At 38.6% G+C, this 18,465-nt stretch carries 10 protein-coding genes and 3 rRNA genes; 8 read left to right on the top strand and 5 right to left on the bottom strand.

Annotated features, from left to right (window positions below):
* Positions 1–6: 6 nt before the first annotated feature.
* The 5 genes from QF042_RS07975 (at position 7) to QF042_RS07955 (ending at position 5,897) form a co-directional block, all read left to right on the top strand.
* On the top strand, positions 7–1,632 hold the full coding sequence (locus QF042_RS07975; protein ID WP_307527021.1) for a LamG-like jellyroll fold domain-containing protein: 1,626 nt from the start codon (positions 7–9) through the stop codon (positions 1,630–1,632).
* A gap of 431 nt (positions 1,633–2,063) precedes the next feature.
* Positions 2,064–3,953, top strand: coding sequence for an SPOR domain-containing protein (locus QF042_RS07970; protein WP_307527019.1), 1,890 nt, complete (start codon positions 2,064–2,066; stop codon positions 3,951–3,953).
* Positions 3,953–4,657 (top strand): MotA/TolQ/ExbB proton channel family protein, encoded by a 705-nt coding sequence (locus tag QF042_RS07965; RefSeq protein WP_029279915.1) that lies wholly within the window; start codon positions 3,953–3,955, stop codon positions 4,655–4,657. Before QF042_RS07970 ends, QF042_RS07965 begins: the two co-directional genes overlap by 1 nt.
* Positions 4,657–5,058: a biopolymer transporter ExbD gene (locus QF042_RS07960; protein ID WP_025144642.1), complete on the top strand. Its 402-nt coding sequence runs from the start codon at positions 4,657–4,659 to the stop codon at positions 5,056–5,058. The genes QF042_RS07965 and QF042_RS07960 overlap by 1 nt, the downstream gene beginning before the upstream one ends.
* Complete coding sequence (locus QF042_RS07955) at positions 5,058–5,897, top strand: energy transducer TonB (protein WP_307527006.1); 840 nt, start codon at positions 5,058–5,060, stop codon at positions 5,895–5,897. The genes QF042_RS07960 and QF042_RS07955 overlap by 1 nt, the downstream gene beginning before the upstream one ends.
* Positions 5,898–6,164: 267 nt before the next feature.
* Here QF042_RS07955 and QF042_RS07950 read toward each other — a convergent pair whose 3' ends face one another.
* The gene (locus tag QF042_RS07950; RefSeq protein WP_307527004.1) at positions 6,165–8,954 is read right to left on the bottom strand and encodes a gliding motility-associated C-terminal domain-containing protein; all 2,790 of its coding nucleotides are present in this window, start codon (positions 8,952–8,954) and stop codon (positions 6,165–6,167) included.
* Positions 8,955–9,257: 303 nt separating this feature from the next.
* Here QF042_RS07950 and QF042_RS07945 point away from each other — a divergent pair, with 303 nt between their 5' ends.
* From QF042_RS07945 to QF042_RS07935, 3 genes are all read left to right on the top strand, one after another.
* Positions 9,258–10,547, top strand: a complete 1,290-nt coding sequence (locus QF042_RS07945; protein WP_307527002.1) for a folylpolyglutamate synthase/dihydrofolate synthase family protein — start codon at positions 9,258–9,260, stop codon at positions 10,545–10,547.
* A 67-nt stretch (positions 10,548–10,614) separates the two neighbouring features.
* Positions 10,615–12,273, top strand: a complete 1,659-nt coding sequence (gene pafA, locus QF042_RS07940) for an alkaline phosphatase PafA (protein WP_307527000.1) — start codon at positions 10,615–10,617, stop codon at positions 12,271–12,273.
* 270 nt (positions 12,274–12,543) lie between these two features.
* The gene (locus QF042_RS07935; RefSeq protein WP_307526998.1) at positions 12,544–15,939 is read left to right on the top strand and encodes a methylmalonyl-CoA mutase family protein; all 3,396 of its coding nucleotides are present in this window, start codon (positions 12,544–12,546) and stop codon (positions 15,937–15,939) included.
* A 60-nt stretch (positions 15,940–15,999) separates the two neighbouring features.
* Here QF042_RS07935 and QF042_RS07930 read toward each other — a convergent pair whose 3' ends face one another.
* The 4 genes from QF042_RS07930 to rrf (QF042_RS07915) all read right to left on the bottom strand — a co-directional run bounded on the left by QF042_RS07930 (position 16,000) and on the right by rrf (QF042_RS07915) (position 18,389).
* Positions 16,000–16,980 carry an acyl-ACP desaturase gene (locus QF042_RS07930; protein ID WP_307526996.1) on the bottom strand — a complete coding sequence of 327 codons (981 nt, stop codon included), beginning with the start codon at positions 16,978–16,980 and terminating at the stop codon, positions 16,000–16,002.
* 703 nt (positions 16,981–17,683) lie between these two features.
* Positions 17,684–17,795 (bottom strand): 5S ribosomal RNA (rrf, locus tag QF042_RS07925).
* Positions 17,796–17,980: 185 nt separating this feature from the next.
* Positions 17,981–18,092 (bottom strand): 5S ribosomal RNA (rrf, locus tag QF042_RS07920).
* A gap of 185 nt (positions 18,093–18,277) precedes the next feature.
* Positions 18,278–18,389: ribosomal RNA gene (gene rrf, locus QF042_RS07915) — 5S ribosomal RNA — on the bottom strand.
* Positions 18,390–18,465: the final 76 nt, after the last annotated feature.

Below are 18,465 nucleotides of genomic sequence, written 5' to 3'. Positions count from 1 at the left end.
AAACCTATGAGAAAACTAACCGTTTTCGGCGTATTGCTGTTAACAGCTTTCGCCTTGTTGTATGCTTGTAAAAAAGCCAATTCTGAAAAAGAAGACAACCAATTAAACACCAAAGGTACAGCCAGAGCGGCTACCAATGCTTCTGCCCTGGCATTAACTGCCCCATTCATGACCGCCTATGTAGAGGTAAACAGTAACAATTTTGTAAATCCGGGCTGTTATACATACGGCACTTCAGCAAGTCAGTTATTTGGTGTATCTGTTATTTTTGCCGCTAATATCAATTCAGTAAATGGCACACCAACCCTGTACTTCAATCCGCAGGTACAAGAAACTTTAAACTCTGGCAAAGTAGCTTACCTTAAATCGTTAGGCATAAAAGTAGTGCTCGATGTACTTGGAAACCATCAGGATGCAGGCTGGGGCTGTTTTACCACCTATGCCCAGGCCGATGCCTTTGCCATTCAATGTGCCAATGCCGTACAGCAATATGGCTTGGATGGAATTGATATTGATGATGAATATTCTGCCTGTACCGCAAATGATGGTTCATTGGTTCTGGCAGCTGCAGCACTTAGGGCACGTATGGGGACCGACAAACTGATTACCATGGCCGCATTTAATCAAGCCAATTATTTTAATTCTACCTATAATAACCAAAAATTGGGTGATATTTTAGATTATGTATTTGAGCAAACTTATTTCTCTACAAATTATGCTGGTCGCTTACAGCCTTACATTAATGCTGGCGTACCCAAAAGTAAATTGGGATTAGGAACAGATTTAGGTAACAGCGATCAGGCAGCAGTAGCCACTTATGTAAAAAATAATGGCCTCGCCAGTGCAATGGTTTATAATGTGGCCAACAACTCACAAACTAAATTATCAGCCATGTCTAATGTACTTTATGGATCGGCAACTGCAGTAAAACCAAACTGTATCGATGGCAATGGTAGTACACCACCACCAGCCGGAAACCGTTCGTTGGTTTTCGACGGCACAAATGAATACTTAAATTCTAATACATTCAATCTTGCTGGTACCAGCTTAACTTACGAAGCCTGGGTTAAACCAACCGCTTTTAAAGCTACTGCGCCAAATATCTCGACCATCATGGGTATTGAAGTAAGCGATGCCAATGTGGCTTTGCTTCGTTTAGGTGATGCTTCTTTAGCCAACAATAAAGTACAGTTTGTGTTGAACACAGGTGGTGCAACACCTAAAAAACTAAACTCAGCTACAGCACTAAACACCAATACCTGGTATCATATTGCAGCAACCTACGATGGCTCGACTATGAAAATCTACATTAATGGCACTTTAGATGCCAGCATGAACGCAACGGGTACCATTGCTGCCAATGGTACATTCCAGATTTCGAGAAGCTGGGATGCTAACAGAGGTTTTAACGGTCAGTTTGATGAGATGAGAGTTTGGAAATCAGCACTGGCACAGTCGACAATTTCTGCAAATAAATGTAGTGTAAGTGCAACCAGTACCAGCTTGGAGGCCTACTGGAAATTTGACGAGGGTACCGGAACCACCATTGCTGATGCAACCGGGCATGGCCACATTGCAAGCTTGCTTAACATGGAGAGTACCGATTGGTCTACTACAGTTCCTTGTTTATAGGTTTCCTTCATAACCGTTAAATTACCAGGAAAACCTAAGAGGTTGTGTCATAAAAATCAATTGTCATCTTGAGCTGGTCGAAGGATGAATCGATTTAACTTATGATACAACCTCTTTTAAAACTTCCCCGCTTCGTTTTCAGCATACGCTTTTCAATATTGAACCGTTTCTATAGCTGAAGCTTTACGCGCGAATCCGATATTATCTCGATTTAGCCATTTGCTTCCTAACATACCATTTCTATCTTTGTAACCGTTATCTTTGCACGGATACAGATAAAGGTTTAAAAAACTGTGATTTTTTTCATGACTAAAATAACAAAACTGTACTCGTTTTTGTCCCCTTTTTGGAGTAGGATGTATAATAGCACCCATAGACACTATTTGAAGGTAGAATATAATTTTTAATTTTAAACGCTTAATTTTACCCGAATGGATATCTTATCATACCTGTTAGAACTCTTGCAGCAACGCAAAGAAGTTGGTATTACCGGCTTGGGCACCTTTTATAAAAAGAAATACCCGGGAAGATACGATAAGGAAAAACAAACGTTTTTGCCTCCCGGATATACATTGCAGTTTTCGGCCGACGTAACTGAAGAAGAAGCTTTAGCCAATTTCATTTCAGCTAAAACGAACGTCACAAACGAAGATGCCCGTAATTACATCGCCGAGTTTGTTGAAGAAGTAAATCAAAAACTAGAATTAGACCATGAGGCCGAACTTCAAAATACTGGTCGCTTATTTTTTACCGAACAAGGATTAGGTTTCGAACCGGTTAAAAACATAAACTATGGTTCTGAATTTTACGGACTTCCATCATTGGCAGAAACCGTTATTGAAGAAACAAAAACTGATTCACCCAAGGAAGAGGAAGAAGTTTACGACGAAATTGCTGAAGCGCCAGTTGCATCATCACCATTTGAGAATAAATCATACCAGGCTCCTGTAATCGAAAATGTAGAACTGGATGAGGTTAAGGATGATCTTAAAAATACTTTAAAGCATACTGAAAACACTTCAGAAGAAATTACCGAAGCGCCTGAGTTTATCAAAGAACAGCACGAGGAACATCCAAACCGTTTTGGTCATACGCCTGAATCGGAGGTAAAAAATATTGCTGCTGACCCTATTATTGAAACGCCAGAATCTACTGAAACACAAGATGAAAAAGTAGAAAATACTGTTGAAGAAGTAGAAATACCAGAGTCGGTTATCACACAGCATGAAGAACATCCAAACCGTTTTGGCCATACGCCAGAATCGGAGGTAGAAAACATTGCTACTGGCCCTATTATTGAAACTCCAGAATCTACTGAAACACAGGATGAAAAAGTAGCAAATACTGTTGAAGAAGTAGAAGTACCAGAATCGGTTATCACACAGCATGAAGAACATCCAAACCGTTTTGGCCATACTCCAGAATCGGAGGTAGAAAATATTGCTACTGGCCCTATTATTGAAACGCCGGAGTCTGATGATGCACAAGATGAAGTAAAGACTACAGAAAATACCTCAGCACCTGAAGAAACCAATGCTGCAGAAGTACCGGAAACCGTTATCCCGCAAAACGAACCTTCGAGCCGTTTCTCGCTGAGGTCAGAAAATGAGGAGCCAAAAACATACATCAATTTAGAAGACGAAGCTAAAAAAGAAGAACCTGTAATTGAGGCTCCGGCATTTATAAAAGAACAACATGCTGAGCATCCAAACCGTTTTGGCCATGATCCGATTGAACATGGAGAAGAAACACGGCAGGGTATGTCTACCTGGTTGATGATTACAATTGCAGTTTTAGCGTTGGTCATTATTGCAGCGATAACGTATTTGGTTAAGCCCGAATTATTTACAGGCGATACAACAACACCTATAAAACGGGCACAAGTAATTGTCGATTCGCCAAAGGTTGTAGTTGATACCCTAAAAGCAAAACAGGATTCAGTAGCCAAAACAGATAGCATTTTAAAGGCTAATCAGGTTCAGAAAAAAACAGATACACTTAAAAAAGTGGAGGCTAAATCTGTAGTTAAGCCTACTGTAGCATCAAAAGAAAATAAAATAGTACCAAACACTGGTCCTTCTACGTTTTACGTTATTGCAGCATCTTTTCAATCAGAGAAAAAAGCACTTGTATTTATTAAGCAAATGGGAAAAATCGGTTTAAATGCCGAAATCGCAAAAGTACCTGGCCGTTTAAAAAAGGTAAGTATAGCGAGTTTTACAACTGAAAAAGAAGCTAAAGAACAAAAAGATATTTTACAGAAAAAACTAAAAGGAAAAGGATATTTCGTACAACAAAAATCTAACAACACACAACCATAATGATAACTTTATTAATTCAGGACACCACACAAGCATTACAAGACACAGCAAATGCGGTTAACCAAGCAGTAACACAACCACAGCCAGAACTACATTTTATTGATCTGCTTTTTAAAGGCGGCTGGGTAATGGTTCCATTGGCTTTTTTAGCATTGTTAGCCTTAGTTATTTTCTTTGAACGTTATTTAACCATTAAAAAAGCAACCAAAGACGAATCGAATCTGATGGGTCAGATCAGGTCTTATATCCAGTCGGGGAATTTAGAAGGCGCCATGTCGTTATTAAGAAATAATAACTCTCCGCTTTCGCGCATGTTGCAAAAAGGTTTAAAACGTATTGGTCGCCCGATTAAAGATATTGAGGGTGCGATTGAAAATGTTGGTAAACTGGAGGTTTCTAAATTAGAGAAGAACATCAGCATATTGGGTATTGTTGCAGGTATTGCACCAATGCTTGGTTTCGTAGGTACAATTGTGGGGGTAATTACCATTTTCCACCAGGTATCCATTAAAGGTGCGATTGAAATCGGAACGATCTCTGGTGGTTTATATACCAAAATGATTACTTCTGCAACCGGATTAATTATCGGTATTATTGCTTATGTACTGTATCACATTTTAAATATCATGGTTGAAAAAATCATTCTTAAAATGGAAACTGATGCAATTGATTTTATTGATTTACTAGAAGAACCAGGCAAATAATGAATTTACGCAAAAGAACAAAAGGGTCGGTAGAAGTACATACTTCAGCGTTGAACGATATTATGTTCTTCCTGATGTTGTTTTTCTTATTGGCCTCTGCCGTGGTAAATCCTACGGTGGTTAAATTATTGTTGCCGCAATCATCAAGCGGACAGCAATCTACCGCCAAGAAAGCAGTTACCGTTACTATAGACGAAAATTTAAAATATTTCGTTGAAAAGAAACCAGTTAGCATTGAGGAATTAGAGCCTACATTGGCATCATACCAAAAATTGGCACCTGATATGACCATACTATTATATGTATCGCGCAATGTGACTTATCAGGATGGATTTGTGGTAAACGATATCGCCAATAAATTAAAATTAAAACTTGTTGTAGCCGTTGAACCTAAAAAATAATGAACTACAAAACACAAAACATACCTAACGAGGAAAACAATTACCCTAAGGCCATTGCCATAGCAAGCGGAATTATGGGCTTTTTATTGTTGATCAGCTTTTTTATCGTGATTGGTTCATTCCAGCCACCTGAAGAAGTAGGTATGGGTGGTATGGTTGTAAATTATGGAACTTCTGCAGAAGGGATGGGCGATGATTACACCAGTATTGAAGAGCCATCGGCAGATCCTAATGCAAATGGTAAACCACCAGAAAAGGTAACACCAGAAGAAAAAATTACGCCAACTACTTCTACCGAAAGTAGTGATAAAGAAGTTCAAACGCAAAATACCGAAGATGCTATTGCAGTAAACACTAAACCTACAAAACCGACTAAAGCTGCACCAACTCCGGTAACTGAAGACAAGCCGGCCAAACCGGTGATTAACCAAAATGCACTTTATAAAGGCAAAAAAAATACTGGTCAGGGACAAGGAGATGGAACCGGAAAAACGCCTGGCAACCAGGGCGATAAAGATGGCGATCCTTTAGCTTCCAATTATGGCGAAGGTGGTTCTGGAAACGGAAATGTACAGTTATCATTGGCCAGCAGAAAATTTATCGATATCCCACGGATACAGGATGATGGGCAAAGCGCAGGAAAAATTGCCGTTCAAATCCGTGTAGATAAAAATGGCAAAGTTGTACAGGCCCGTGCAGGTGCAAAAGGTACTACCCTATCTGATTTAGCCCTCTGGAGAAAATGTGAGCAGGCCGTATTAGGTGCAAGTTTAAATAAACTGGAATCAGCTCCCGATGTACAAACCGGAATTGTGATATTTAACTTTAAGGTGAAATAAATATTATAAATAGCAATGGTCTGTGTTTCACAGACCATTTTTTGTTTCTTGCCATTTTTGTTACTACCGTCACCCTGAATTTATTTCAGGTCTTTATTATTGTGCTGTCGGATATTACTATCTGACAGAAGACTTATTTCAGATCTAGTAATCTATTGGATTCTTCAACAAACAATTATTACCGATTATAACTAATATCAGTCAGATGCTAACATTTGACTACACTCCTAGTCCCTTGTCAGTGACTCAGACCAATAGATTTAAATATTACCGAACTAGTGTAACTGATCCCTTTTTAATTATTTTCTTATTTTCTTGAGTAGTGAAAGATGCCACCCAAAAATAAACTCCCACAGGAACTGGTTGTCCTTGGTAATCTCCATTCCAGGCATCATATAATTTATTCGAAGAAAAGATAATTACTCCCCTCCTGTCAAAAATTTGCATCTGAAAATTAAAAGCCCTACTTCCTTCTTTTGCTTTAAAACTATCGTTCACATTATCAGAATTGGGACTAAAAGCAGTAGGAAACGAGATATCGTTACAAGCTTCTGTTTCTAAAGAAACCTTTAACTCATCAACAATACAACCATTGAGTTTCAGAATCGAAAAAGTATAATTCCCTTCATACAATCCCAAAAAAGTATAATTACCAGGATAAACTAAACCATTATACCTAATATTATAATCTGCTGAATGGTTACCAATAGAAAATGAGATTTCACCTGTTAGATCACAAACTGGATTTTTTGCATTAACAATAGTATTTAGTTTAGTTAAAGAATAATCAGGAACTATAATAGTTCTATAAGCTGCTGGAGCACCACCCGATGCTTTTACTTCAACGTTATAACTTCCAGGACTAAGCATACTAAACACACCGATACTATTTGATATCGAATTATTAAGGGTAAACGTATAAATCTCAGGAATCGGCGGACAATTAACCTTTATAAATCCTTTACCAAGCACATTGCATTCAGCAAGTATCTCAATATTATTGATAATAATCGGACAAGGTTCATAAACCAATCTTTTATTTACTTCATCAACGATACAACCATTGAGTTTTAAAATTGTGAAAGTGTAATCTCCTTCAATCAAATCTGAAAAGACGTGGTTACCCGGATAAACCATTCCCTTATATTTTACATTATAATCAGCAGAATTTGTGCCTATAGAAAATGATATCTCTCCTTTAAGATCGCAAGCAGGGTTTTTAGCATTAATTTCAGTAACAGGCTTGATTAATGAATAATCGGGCACTATAACTGTTTTACTAACTGAGGCTGAACCACCAGATGCTTTAACCTCAATGGTATAACTACCGGGATCTAGCATATAAAATACACCAGTGTTATTTGATACCGAATTATTAAGGATGAACGTATAAGTTTCTGGAATTGGCGGACAATTAACTTTGATAAATCCTTTGCCCAAAACATTGCACTCTTGCAGGGTTTCGATATTATTTATTACGATTGGACAGGGCTCATAAACCAATTCTACATCGTACTCGTCAATCAGGCAATCCTCTTTATTTAATACAATAAAATGATAGTTACCCACCTCCAAGTTAGTAAATTTATGGTCATAGGGTAAAATATCAGTTTTGAGTTTGATTTTATAATTAGCACTACCTGTGAAAGAATTAAATTGTATAGTGCCTTTACTGGCACAGGCTGGATTAACTTTGGTAAAAGAAAAGTTTGGTTGCAACTGCTTATAGTCGGGTACAATTACAATAGTTTCAAGCTCGTCTTCATCTGAAATAATTTTAAGTCTGTACGAACCAGCAACTAAATTTTTAAATACTCCGGTAGAATTGCTAATTGTATTATTTAGAGTATAAGTGTAAGCTGCTGTGTGTGGTTTCGTTAAAACATTGATGATTCCCTGATGAAAAACATCACATTGTTGTACCACTTCTGCCCTATCAAATTGAATTGTACATTTATCGCGTCCAACAACAATATCTTGCTCATCAACTTTGCATCCATACTTATTTACAATTTCAAAGTGATTGGATTTACTTATTAAATTAGAGATGGTACTATTAAGCGGATATGACTTTCCATCAAACTTGATCTGGTAGCCGCTGTTTTGTTCGGGAGTGCTAAAAGTGATTTCACCCAGGGTTTCGCAAAGCTGATTTTTGATCTGCCAACTGTAAACAGGTTTTATCAAATTAACCTCGGGAACATCAACGGTTGTGGTATAGGAATCAGATGCGGAGGTAATGGAAAGTGTATATTGACCTTTGGATAAGCCAGTAAACTTACCTGTTGCATTGGTAACACCATTTAAAGTATAGGTAAAATCTTCAATATGCGGAGCCGTGATAATATCCACGTTGGCAGTGTTTCCTAAAGCGCAATCCTGGTTTATATCTACTTTCTCGAATTCTATTCCAATAATACTTCCATCTTCTACCATACTTGCAGCATCAAGAACTGTATATGGAAGTGTTCCCACCACACCAACCATTTTTTGGTTTTCTATATCGAACTCGATAATATTGGTTTGGGTGCCTAAATATTGTAACCCATAAACAGTATTTTTCCTAACACCAGTTGATACACTTACAATTCCATAAAGCAAGATATTGTATGGCAAAGGAATATGAAGCGTACTTTTATTGGGTTCTTTAAGATTTACCTTTACTATTCCCTGACTGGCAGCCATAAAAAGTTCCTTTTTGTAAAAACAAATATCACCTGTCGGAAAATAATTAAGTGGCCCTAAAATATCTGTCTTTCCGGTATTAATATCCGTGCCAAATAAAAAGCTAGAACAATAATATAACTTATTATCATAACCTAGTGTTAACGAATTTGAATAAGCCATGCTTGGAAACAGGCGCCTGCAATTTTCAATACTGTTTTCTTTTACGTCTGCGACATAGATTTGAGAACTATTCAACCAAAATAAATTGTTTTTATTCATTGCTATTGAAAAATACTGATCGCCTGGTGCGCAATCTGCAATTTTAGTTGATTTTATCCCCTCGGAAGTAATTTCTACTTTATAAATATAACTCCCACCAGGAGAATACATTGGATTAATTGATGAACTTACATAAAAAGATTGCGCAGCAAGTTTGAAAAAACAAGCTAAGAGCACGAAAAGGATTAGACTAAATCTATTAATCACTATATGAGAACGTTAAATGATCAGCGAATATAGCTAGATTATTGTTTAAAAATAAATATTTTAAGCAGCTTCAAACGCAGATCACTAAGTATCATCTTCATAGTCTGTGCCTCCTCCACAGTCCATCGTACGAAACTAAAACTCATAAAGAATTCTTTATCATTTCGTTCCATAATAACTCCAGTCAACTTATATTTGACTTATATTATGAACTACCAACAAACGCTTGATTTTTTATACAGTAAACTCCCCATGTTTACCCGCGTTGGCGCGTCTGCTTTCAAAAAAGATTTAACCAATACCATTATTCTTTGTGAGGCTTTGGATAATCCACAGGATAAATTTAAAAGTATCCATGTGGCAGGTACCAATGGAAAAGGATCCACCTCACACATGTTGGCTTCGGTATTACAGGCACAGGGATACAAAACGGGGCTTTACACTTCTCCCCACTTAAAAGATTTTCGAGAACGCATTCGTATTAATGGAAAAATGATGAGCAAAACTGAAGTGGTATCGTTCGTAAAAGAACAACAAAAATTGATCGAAAAAACGGAGCCTTCTTTTTTCGAGGTTACCGTTGCCATGGCATTTGATCATTTTGCTAAACATGAGGTTGATGTAGCCGTAATTGAGGTAGGTTTAGGCGGAAGGTTAGATTCTACCAACATCATTACCCCGCAAATTTCAGTCATCACCAATATCAGCCTTGATCATATGAATATGCTGGGCAATACGCTAACCGAAATCGCTGGTGAAAAAGCAGGCATCATTAAAAAGAATATTCCGGTTGTAATTGGCGAAACACAAGAAGAATCGGCTCCAGTTTTTGTCAGTAAGGCAAAAGAAGTGGGTGCTCCAATTGTTTTTGCTGATGCAGAGTTAAGGGCTCAGGATTTTAAAATCAGGAACAACAAACTTTTCCTGTCTGTTTATCAGAATAGTGAAATTAAATACAAGGATCTTCAAAGCGATCTTACTGGCATTTATCAGCACAAAAATATTTTAACCGTTTTAGAAACTTTAGCTGTGCTGAACGAGAAAACGGATATTAAAACTGATCACGAATCAATCTATAAAGGAATAAGCCAGGTTAAAAAACAGACTGGTTTGCAAGGACGCTGGCAAACTTTGTCTAAAAATCCTTTGGTTATTTGCGATACCGGCCATAACGAAGCTGGAATTACCGAGGTAATTAAAAACATCGCACAAACTCCTTATCAAAACCTGCACATTGTTTTTGGAATGGTAAAGGATAAAGATATTTCGAAAGTTTTATCACTGATGCCTAAAAATGCCACTTACTATTTTTGTAAACCAGATTTAGAACGAGCTTTAGCAGCCGATGAACTTAAAGAACAGGCTGCAACATTTAATTTAAATGGAAACAGTTATGCGTCTGTTGCCGAGGCAAAAGAAGTTGCCATTCTATCGGCAGATCCAAAAGATTTGGTTTTTATTGGAGGAAGTACATTTGTAGTAGCCGAAGCGATATAAAATCTTTACACAAACTTCAAAGTAGCTTTACCTAAATTTATTACTTTAGCTCTTTAACAAAAATACAATGAATAAAATATCCCGTCTAATCTTTACCATTTCTATTTTTTCAATCTCACTTTCCTTAGCCCAAACCAAAAAACCGACCACCGCGCCTTCTAAAGCATTTCCCGCTGAAGTTGCACGCCCTAAATTGGTGGTTGGCTTAGTGGTTGATCAAATGCGTTGGGATTATTTATACCGCTACTATAACCGCTATAGCAACGGTGGTTTTAAAAGATTAATTAACGAGGGTTTTTCTGTAGAAAATACTTTTATTCCTTATACACCAACTTATACGGCCTGTGGCCACACTTGTATCTACACAGGCTCTGTTCCGGCTGTACATGGTATTATCGGTAATGACTGGTACGATCCTGAAACCAAAAAGAATGTATATTGTACAGAAGATTCTTCAGTGTCTACTGTTGGCAGCACACCTTCATCCGAAGGCAATATGTCGCCAAAAAATATGTTAACCACTACCATTACCGATGAACTGAGGTTAGCTACAAATTTTAGAGGTAAAGTAATTGGTATTTCATTAAAAGACAGGGGTTCGATCCTTCCAGCTGGCCACGCGGCAAATGCGGCATACTGGTATCAGGGTAGTACCGGAAACTGGATTACCAGTACCTATTATATGAAAGAAGTACCAACCTGGATTGCTGATTATAATAAGCTGAAATTAGCGAACAAGTTTTACGCAAAAAACTGGGAAACATTGTACCCGATGAATACCTATGTGAACAGCACCGCAGATGAGAAAGCTTACGAAGGCAAATCAAGTACGTTTCCACACCAACTAACACAAAACGTTGATAAAAATTTCGATGCCATCAGAAGTACCCCTTATGGTAATACCATCACTTTAGATCTTGCTAAATTAGCCATCCTTTCTGAAGATTTAGGACAAGATAACATTACCGATTTCTTAGCAGTAAGCTGTTCATCTACCGATTATGTTGGTCATGCTTACGGTCCAAATTCAGTAGAAGCAGAAGATACTTATTTACGTTTGGATAAAGATTTTGAAGAGTTTTTTAACTACCTGGATAAAAAAGTAGGTAAAGGAAATTATACCGTATTTTTAACTGCCGACCATGGTGCTGCGCATGTACCAGGCTTTATGCAGGAGAATAAATTGCCTTCGGGCGTAGTGAGTGACCGTGATATCGCAAACAAATTAAATGTTTACTTAAATGATAAATTTAAAGTAAACAATGTGGTTTTAAGATCGATGAATAATCAGATTATTTTCGATCATGACAAAACAGATAAAGGCGATGTAAGTTTCGATGTGATTAAATCGGCATCGGTAGAATTCTTAAAAAGATTAGACGGTTTCCAAAATGCAGTTGATATTGCTAAAATATCACAAAGCACACTTCAGGAAATCCAGAAAAAGATGATTACCAACGGATACAATGCCCGTAGAAGTGGCGATATCTATTATGTTTTACAACCAAACTGGTTTAACGGTAGCAGCACGGGTACCACCCACGGCAACTGGAACCCTTACGATTCGCACATTCCATTGGTTTTTATGGGCTGGGGAATCAAGCCAGGGGCAACAAACAAAATGCACTACATGACCGACATTGCACCTACACTGGCCGCACTGCTCCATATCCAAACCCCGAACGGAACAGTAGGAGAACCGATTACAGAGATAACAAACAAATAATTCTAAGAAACTATGCCAACCAGCATAGTTTCTTTGTTTTAAATCCATTTCATAATTATCCCTGCTAAGGTGATCTTAGGTGTCTTAGGTGGTAATCGATAATAAGGGTTATTTACTGCAGTTCGGACAAGATTTATAGCTGAACCAAAAGCCATAACGGTATAGGGTATTCGCTTTTTAAGCTGCTTATTTTAGTACATTTGCCTACCAAATATATTTTGGAAACAAGGATCGGTAATCAGCACATACCGACCCCTAAAATCCCATAGTATGCAACAAGTAGAAATCTATAAGCCTAAAAATAAAATCCGTTTTGTAACTGCTGCTTCTCTTTTCGACGGACACGATGCAACCATCAATATCATGCGTCGTATTCTCCAATCTTCAGGGGCTGAAGTTATCCATCTTGGTCACAATAGATCTGTTGATGAAGTGGTTAACTGTGCCATTCAGGAAGATGTTCAGGGCATTGCAATGACTTCTTATCAAGGTGGGCATATCGAATATTTTAAATACATGTACGATCTCCTGCAGGAAAGAGGATCAGGTCATATCAAAATATTCGCTGGTGGTGGCGGTGTAATCTTACCTTCAGAAATTGAAGAATTGCAGGCCTACGGAATTTCTAAAATATACTCTCCGGATGATGGCCGGAAAATGGGTTTACAGGGCATGATCAACGATATGTTGGTACAAACCGATTTCATTACCAAAGCCAGCATCACTAACGAGCTTGAAACCATACCTACAAAAGACATCAAAGCCATTGCCGGAGCCATTACCGTTGCAGAAAATGATCCCGAAGGCGCACAAAAATTTGTTGATGAATTAAAAAAACTTTCCAAAAACAACACCGCTCCTGTTTTAGGTATTACCGGAACAGGCGGCGCCGGAAAATCATCCCTGGTAGATGAACTTGTCCGTCGTTTTCTGGTAGAAGTGAAAGATAAAACCTTAGCGATTATCTCCATAGATCCTTCAAAAAGGAAAACAGGCGGTGCTTTATTGGGCGACCGTATCCGCATGAACGCCATTAACAACCCTAGGGTTTACATGCGCTCATTGGCCACAAGACAAGCAAACTTAGCCCTCTCGAAGAACGTACAGGAAAGTATCGATATCTGTAAAGCAGCAGGTTATGATTTAATTATTGTAGAAACCTCGGGCATTGGCCAGTCAGATACCGAAATTACCGAACACTGCGATGTATCACTTTATGTGATGACCCCAGAGTTTGGTGCCGCTACGCAGTTGGAAAAAATCGACATGTTAGATTTCGCTGACCTGGTGGCCATTAACAAATTTGACAAAAGAGGTGCTTTAGATGCCCTACGGGATGTGCGCAAGCAATACAAACGCAATCACAATATTTTTGATGCCAAGGATGATGAAATTCCGGTTTATGGAACAATGGCTTCGCAGTTTAACGATCCGGGCATGAATAACCTCTTTGTGGCCTTAATGGAACAAATTAAGATTAAAACAGGAACTGATTTCAAGGCCAAAATGGAACTCACTTCCGATCAATCAGAGAAGATTTACATTATCCCCCCCGATCGTATCCGTTATTTAGCAGAAATTGCCGAAGCAAGCCAGATATATAACGAATGGGTAGATAAACAATCTGCCATTGCCCGTAAAATCTATCAACTGAAAGGTGTGATTGATTTACTAAGCGATAACAATTCCCCTCTCCCAGAGGGGTGTCCGCAGGACGGGGTGTTAAAAAATTTAAATGAAACTTACCACTACTTCGAAGAACAATTAGATGGCGAATGCAAACGTTTATTACGCCAATGGCCTGATACAAAAAGGGCATATAAAGAAGAGTTTTTTATTTATAAAGTTCGCGATAAAGAAATTAAACAACCTTTGTTTTACGAGTCACTTTCAAAACTGAATATCCCTAAAGTTTCACTACCGAGATATGAAGATTGGGGCGATATTTTAAGGTGGTTGCTAACCGAAAACCTTCCTGGCGAGTTTCCTTATGCAGCAGGGGTATTCCCACTAAAAAGAGAAGGCGAAGATCCGACACGGATGTTTGCTGGAGAAGGTGGACCTGAAAGAACCAATAAACGTTTCCACTATGTTTCTTTAGGTCAGCCGGCGCACCGTTTATCTACCGCTTTTGATTCTGTCACCCTTTATGGTGAAGATCCACATATCCGGCCCGATATTTATGGAAAAATCGGAAACTCGGGTGTAAGTATTGCCACTTTAGATGATGCCAAAAAACTCTATTCGGGTTTTGATCTTTGTGCGCCGTCAACCTCTGTATCCATGACCATTAACGGCCCGGCCCCAATGTTATTAGGTTTTTTCATGAATGCGGCAATTGATCAGCAATGTGAAAAGTACATTATCGAAAATGATTTAACCAAAGAAGTTGAGACTAAAATTAATGCAATCTATAAAGCGAAAAATATACCAAGGCCATCATACAATGGTACTTTGCCAGCAGGAAACAATGGTTTAGGTTTGATGCTTTTAGGCGTTACTGGCGATCAGGTTTTACCCGCCGATGTTTATGCCAGGATCAGAGTGAAAGCCATCAGTTCAGTTAGAGGAACCGTTCAGGCCGATATCTTAAAAGAAGATCAGGCGCAGAATACCTGTATCTTCTCTACCGAATTTGCCTTAAGGATGATGGGCGATATCCAGAAATATTTCATCGATGAAAAAGTGAGGAATTTCTACTCCGTATCCATTTCGGGCTATCACATTGCAGAGGCGGGTGCTAATCCCATTTCGCAGCTTGCCTTTACCCTAAGCAACGGATTTACCTTTGTTGAATATTATTTAAGCAGAGGTATGCATATCGATGATTTTGCACCTAACCTATCTTTCTTCTTCTCCAACGGAATCGATCCGGAATATGCCGTTATTGGCCGCGTCGCCAGAAGAATCTGGGCGAAAGCCATCAAGAATAAATACAAGGGAAATGATCGCTCACAGAAACTTAAATACCATATTCAAACTTCCGGACGCTCCTTACATGCGCAGGAAATCGATTTTAATGATATCCGCACTACTTTACAGGCGCTATACGCCATTTATGATAACTGTAATTCGTTACATACCAATGCTTATGATGAAGCCATTACCACACCTACAGAAGAATCTGTAAGGAGAGCGATGGCAATACAATTGATTATTAACAGAGAATTGGGGCTAGCTAAGAACGAGAACCCATTACAGGGCGCCTTTATCATTGAAGAATTAACCGATCTAGTAGAAGACGCTGTGCTTGCCGAATTTAAACGTATTAACGATCGTGGTGGGGTTTTAGGTGCCATGGAAACCATGTACCAGCGTGGGAAAATCCAGGAGGAAAGTTTGTATTACGAAACGCTTAAACATACAGGCGAATATCCTATTGTTGGCGTAAATACCTTCTTAAACAAGAATGGTTCCCCTACTATTGTTCCCGGTGAAGTAATCCGTGCTACAGAAGATGAAAAACAATATCAGATTTCGGCGTTGCAAAAATTTCAGGATCGCAACGCTGACCGTGCAGCAGATCTATTAAAACAGCTTCAAAAATCGGCTATAGCAGGCGATAATATTTTTGAGCAACTGATGGAAGTATGTAAAATATGTTCCTTAGGACAGATCAGTAAAGCACTTTACGAAGTTGGTGGCCAGTATAGAAGAAACATGTAATAAAAAAGCCCTTATCAAATCGATAAGGGCTCATATAATTTAAACTAAAGATTCAAATATCTAACCAGCAATCCAGCTAAATTTATAATCTATAGTAGGGTTTTTCATTCTCTCCGCAACACGCAATAAACGCGAAGGTAAAGCCATGATATAATCACGAGCCTTTTCACCAGTTTCATTCAAATCGCGCATGCCTTCAATTTTCCAATCAACAATTAATTGTTGCATAATTTCAACGTAATCAATTGCAGTATAAACACCTAAACGTTGTGCAGCATCCGTAAAGTGACCAAAAGTCTGGCCTATTTTTAAACCTACTTCACGTAAGAAATGTGCCGGCATTACAATTTTTTTACGCATCATATCTTCAAAAGCCAACATGGCTTCGTTAGGATCCACTTCAAAAATACGGTTCATGAAATCTTTATACGCTTTTGCGTGTCTGGCCTCGTCTGATGCAATTACACCACACATTTTAGACAATAAGGTATCACCATCTTTTTTAGCTAATGAAGCTACCCTTCTATGCGATACATTGGTAGCCAATTCCTGAAAAGAAGTGTAGATAAAGTTACGGTATGGATCATGCCCGGTACCAATATCGAAACCATCAGCAATAAGATATTGCGTAGAGATTTCCATTTGGCGCATATCAACACGACCTGATAGGTATAAATATTTATTTAACAAGTCACCATGACGGTTTTCTTCTGCAGTCCAATGGCGAACCCATTTCATCCATCCACCTTCTTCATCCCTGCTATGTCCATCAACCATGGCTAACCACGATTCATATGTTGGCAAAGCTTCTTCAGTAATGGTATCGCCAATTAAAACGGCCACTAAATCGTAAGAAAGGTCTTTTGCGTTATCCCTTAAAATTCTCACGTCTTGATAAAATGTTTCACTCGTAGAATCTGGTAAAAAATCAGAAGGTTGCCAGTTGGTATCGATCGGTTTCAAATAAGTTCCCATCGACTCCAGCATATATTTTTCGATATGCAACATTACTTCCCTTCTTTTATCTGCAAAAAAACTCATTACTTATACTTATATTTTTGTTAAAAACAAAGATAACCAAATATTGCGGCAAACCTTATGATATTAACATATTTAGCACGAAATCAGTTTTAAATATGATTGAAATTATCAACATTAATACAAACGGTTTTATTTATTGTATGCAAAGTGTTTAATCAAGAAATATAAAGCGCTTACCATTGGGTTTATTATTTGGAGCGCAATAGCAGTAAAATGTATGTCTGGTTCCGTCCTGCTGTCCGTTTTACTCCGCCAATGAAGAATTGGCTTCGTGTCCACTTCCATCAGGGCTATGGGGCAAACTCCGGCATCCAACTACCTTAACTTTTCTTAACTCCTTAATGGTAGAAAATAACCGCTGATAGAAATGCTTTTAAACTTAAAGCAATTAAAACCATTAAGAAACATGCTGTCAACGCCTCAACTTTTTATTTCAATAAATAAACGGCCAATAGATAAGGGCTCTGCGGAGATCAGCGCTATCTGCGGGAACAAACCTTAACGCTCTTTACTTCTTAATGATCCGAAACTAATCCAGGTTTATTTACCATTAAGAAGTTAAGCGCATTAAGAAGATTATTATGAAACAGTCCCTTAACTTTCTTCATTCCTTAATGGTAGAAAAAGATAGCGAACGGCTGGAAGGAAATGCCTATAAACCAAGAAAACCCTTGAGCATTGCTGCTGAAGGGTTTCTTTTAAGATTTGGCACCGACCTACTCTCCCACGTGTTACCGCAGTACCATCGGCTCTGGTGGGCTTAACTTCTCTGTTCGGAATGGGAAGAGGTGGACACCACCGATATAGGCACCTGAATATTTTATTGAGGTAGAAGGTAGAGGGTATAAAGGTGGAGGGTAAACCCTACGCCTTAAGCCTTTCGCCTTAAACCTTTGTTCTATTTCAATTGTACTGGACGTAAACCCGCTCCGGGATTTATATAGCCTTGTATATAACCAAGAAAACCCTTGAGCATTACTGCTAAAGGGTTTCTTTTAAGATTTGGCACCGACCTACTCTCCCACGTGTTACCGCAGTACCATCGGCTCTGGTGGGCTTAACTTCTCTGTTCGGAATGGGAAGAGGTGGACACCACCGATATAGGCACCTGAATATTTTATTGAGGTAGAAGGTGGAGGGTATAAAGGTAGAGGGTAAACCCTACGCCTTAAGCCTTTCGCCTTAAACCTTTGTTCTATTTCAATTTTATTGGACCTAAACCCGCTCCGGGATTTATATAGCCTTGTATATAACCAAGAAAACCCTTGAGCATTACTGCTAAAGGGTTTCTTTTAAGATTTGGCACCGACCTACTCTCCCACGTGTTACCGCAGTACCATCGGCTCTGGTGGGCTTAACTTCTCTGTTCGGAATGGGAAGAGGTGGACACCACCGATATAGGCACCTAAATATTTTATTGAGGTAGAAGGTAGAGGGTATAAAGGTGGAGGGTAAACCCTACGCCTTAAGCCTTTTCGCCTTAAA

Source organism: Pedobacter sp. W3I1 (assembly GCF_030816015.1).
Classification (GTDB): Bacteria; Bacteroidota; Bacteroidia; order Sphingobacteriales; family Sphingobacteriaceae; genus Pedobacter.
The sequence above is the reverse complement of the archived record's forward strand: the minus strand, read 5'-3'. Positions and strand labels throughout refer to the sequence as shown.

What these genes read in the sequence shown, in the direction of transcription:
- QF042_RS07975 (WP_307527021.1), top strand. Translation starts at nt 7, where the DNA reads ATGAGAAAACTAACCGTTTTCGGCGTATTGCTGTTAACAGCTTTCGCC.
- QF042_RS07970 (WP_307527019.1), top strand. Translation starts at nt 2,064, where the DNA reads ATGGATATCTTATCATACCTGTTAGAACTCTTGCAGCAACGCAAAGAA.
- QF042_RS07965 (WP_029279915.1), top strand. Translation starts at nt 3,953, where the DNA reads ATGATAACTTTATTAATTCAGGACACCACACAAGCATTACAAGACACA.
- QF042_RS07960 (WP_025144642.1), top strand. Translation starts at nt 4,657, where the DNA reads ATGAATTTACGCAAAAGAACAAAAGGGTCGGTAGAAGTACATACTTCA.
- QF042_RS07955 (WP_307527006.1), top strand. Translation starts at nt 5,058, where the DNA reads ATGAACTACAAAACACAAAACATACCTAACGAGGAAAACAATTACCCT.
- QF042_RS07950 (WP_307527004.1), bottom strand. Translation starts at nt 8,954, where the DNA reads ATGTATTCTCCTGGTGGGAGTTATATTTATAAAGTAGAAATTACTTCC.
- QF042_RS07945 (WP_307527002.1), top strand. Translation starts at nt 9,258, where the DNA reads ATGAACTACCAACAAACGCTTGATTTTTTATACAGTAAACTCCCCATG.
- pafA (WP_307527000.1), top strand. Translation starts at nt 10,615, where the DNA reads ATGAATAAAATATCCCGTCTAATCTTTACCATTTCTATTTTTTCAATC.
- QF042_RS07935 (WP_307526998.1), top strand. Translation starts at nt 12,544, where the DNA reads ATGCAACAAGTAGAAATCTATAAGCCTAAAAATAAAATCCGTTTTGTA.
- QF042_RS07930 (WP_307526996.1), bottom strand. Translation starts at nt 16,980, where the DNA reads ATGAGTTTTTTTGCAGATAAAAGAAGGGAAGTAATGTTGCATATCGAA.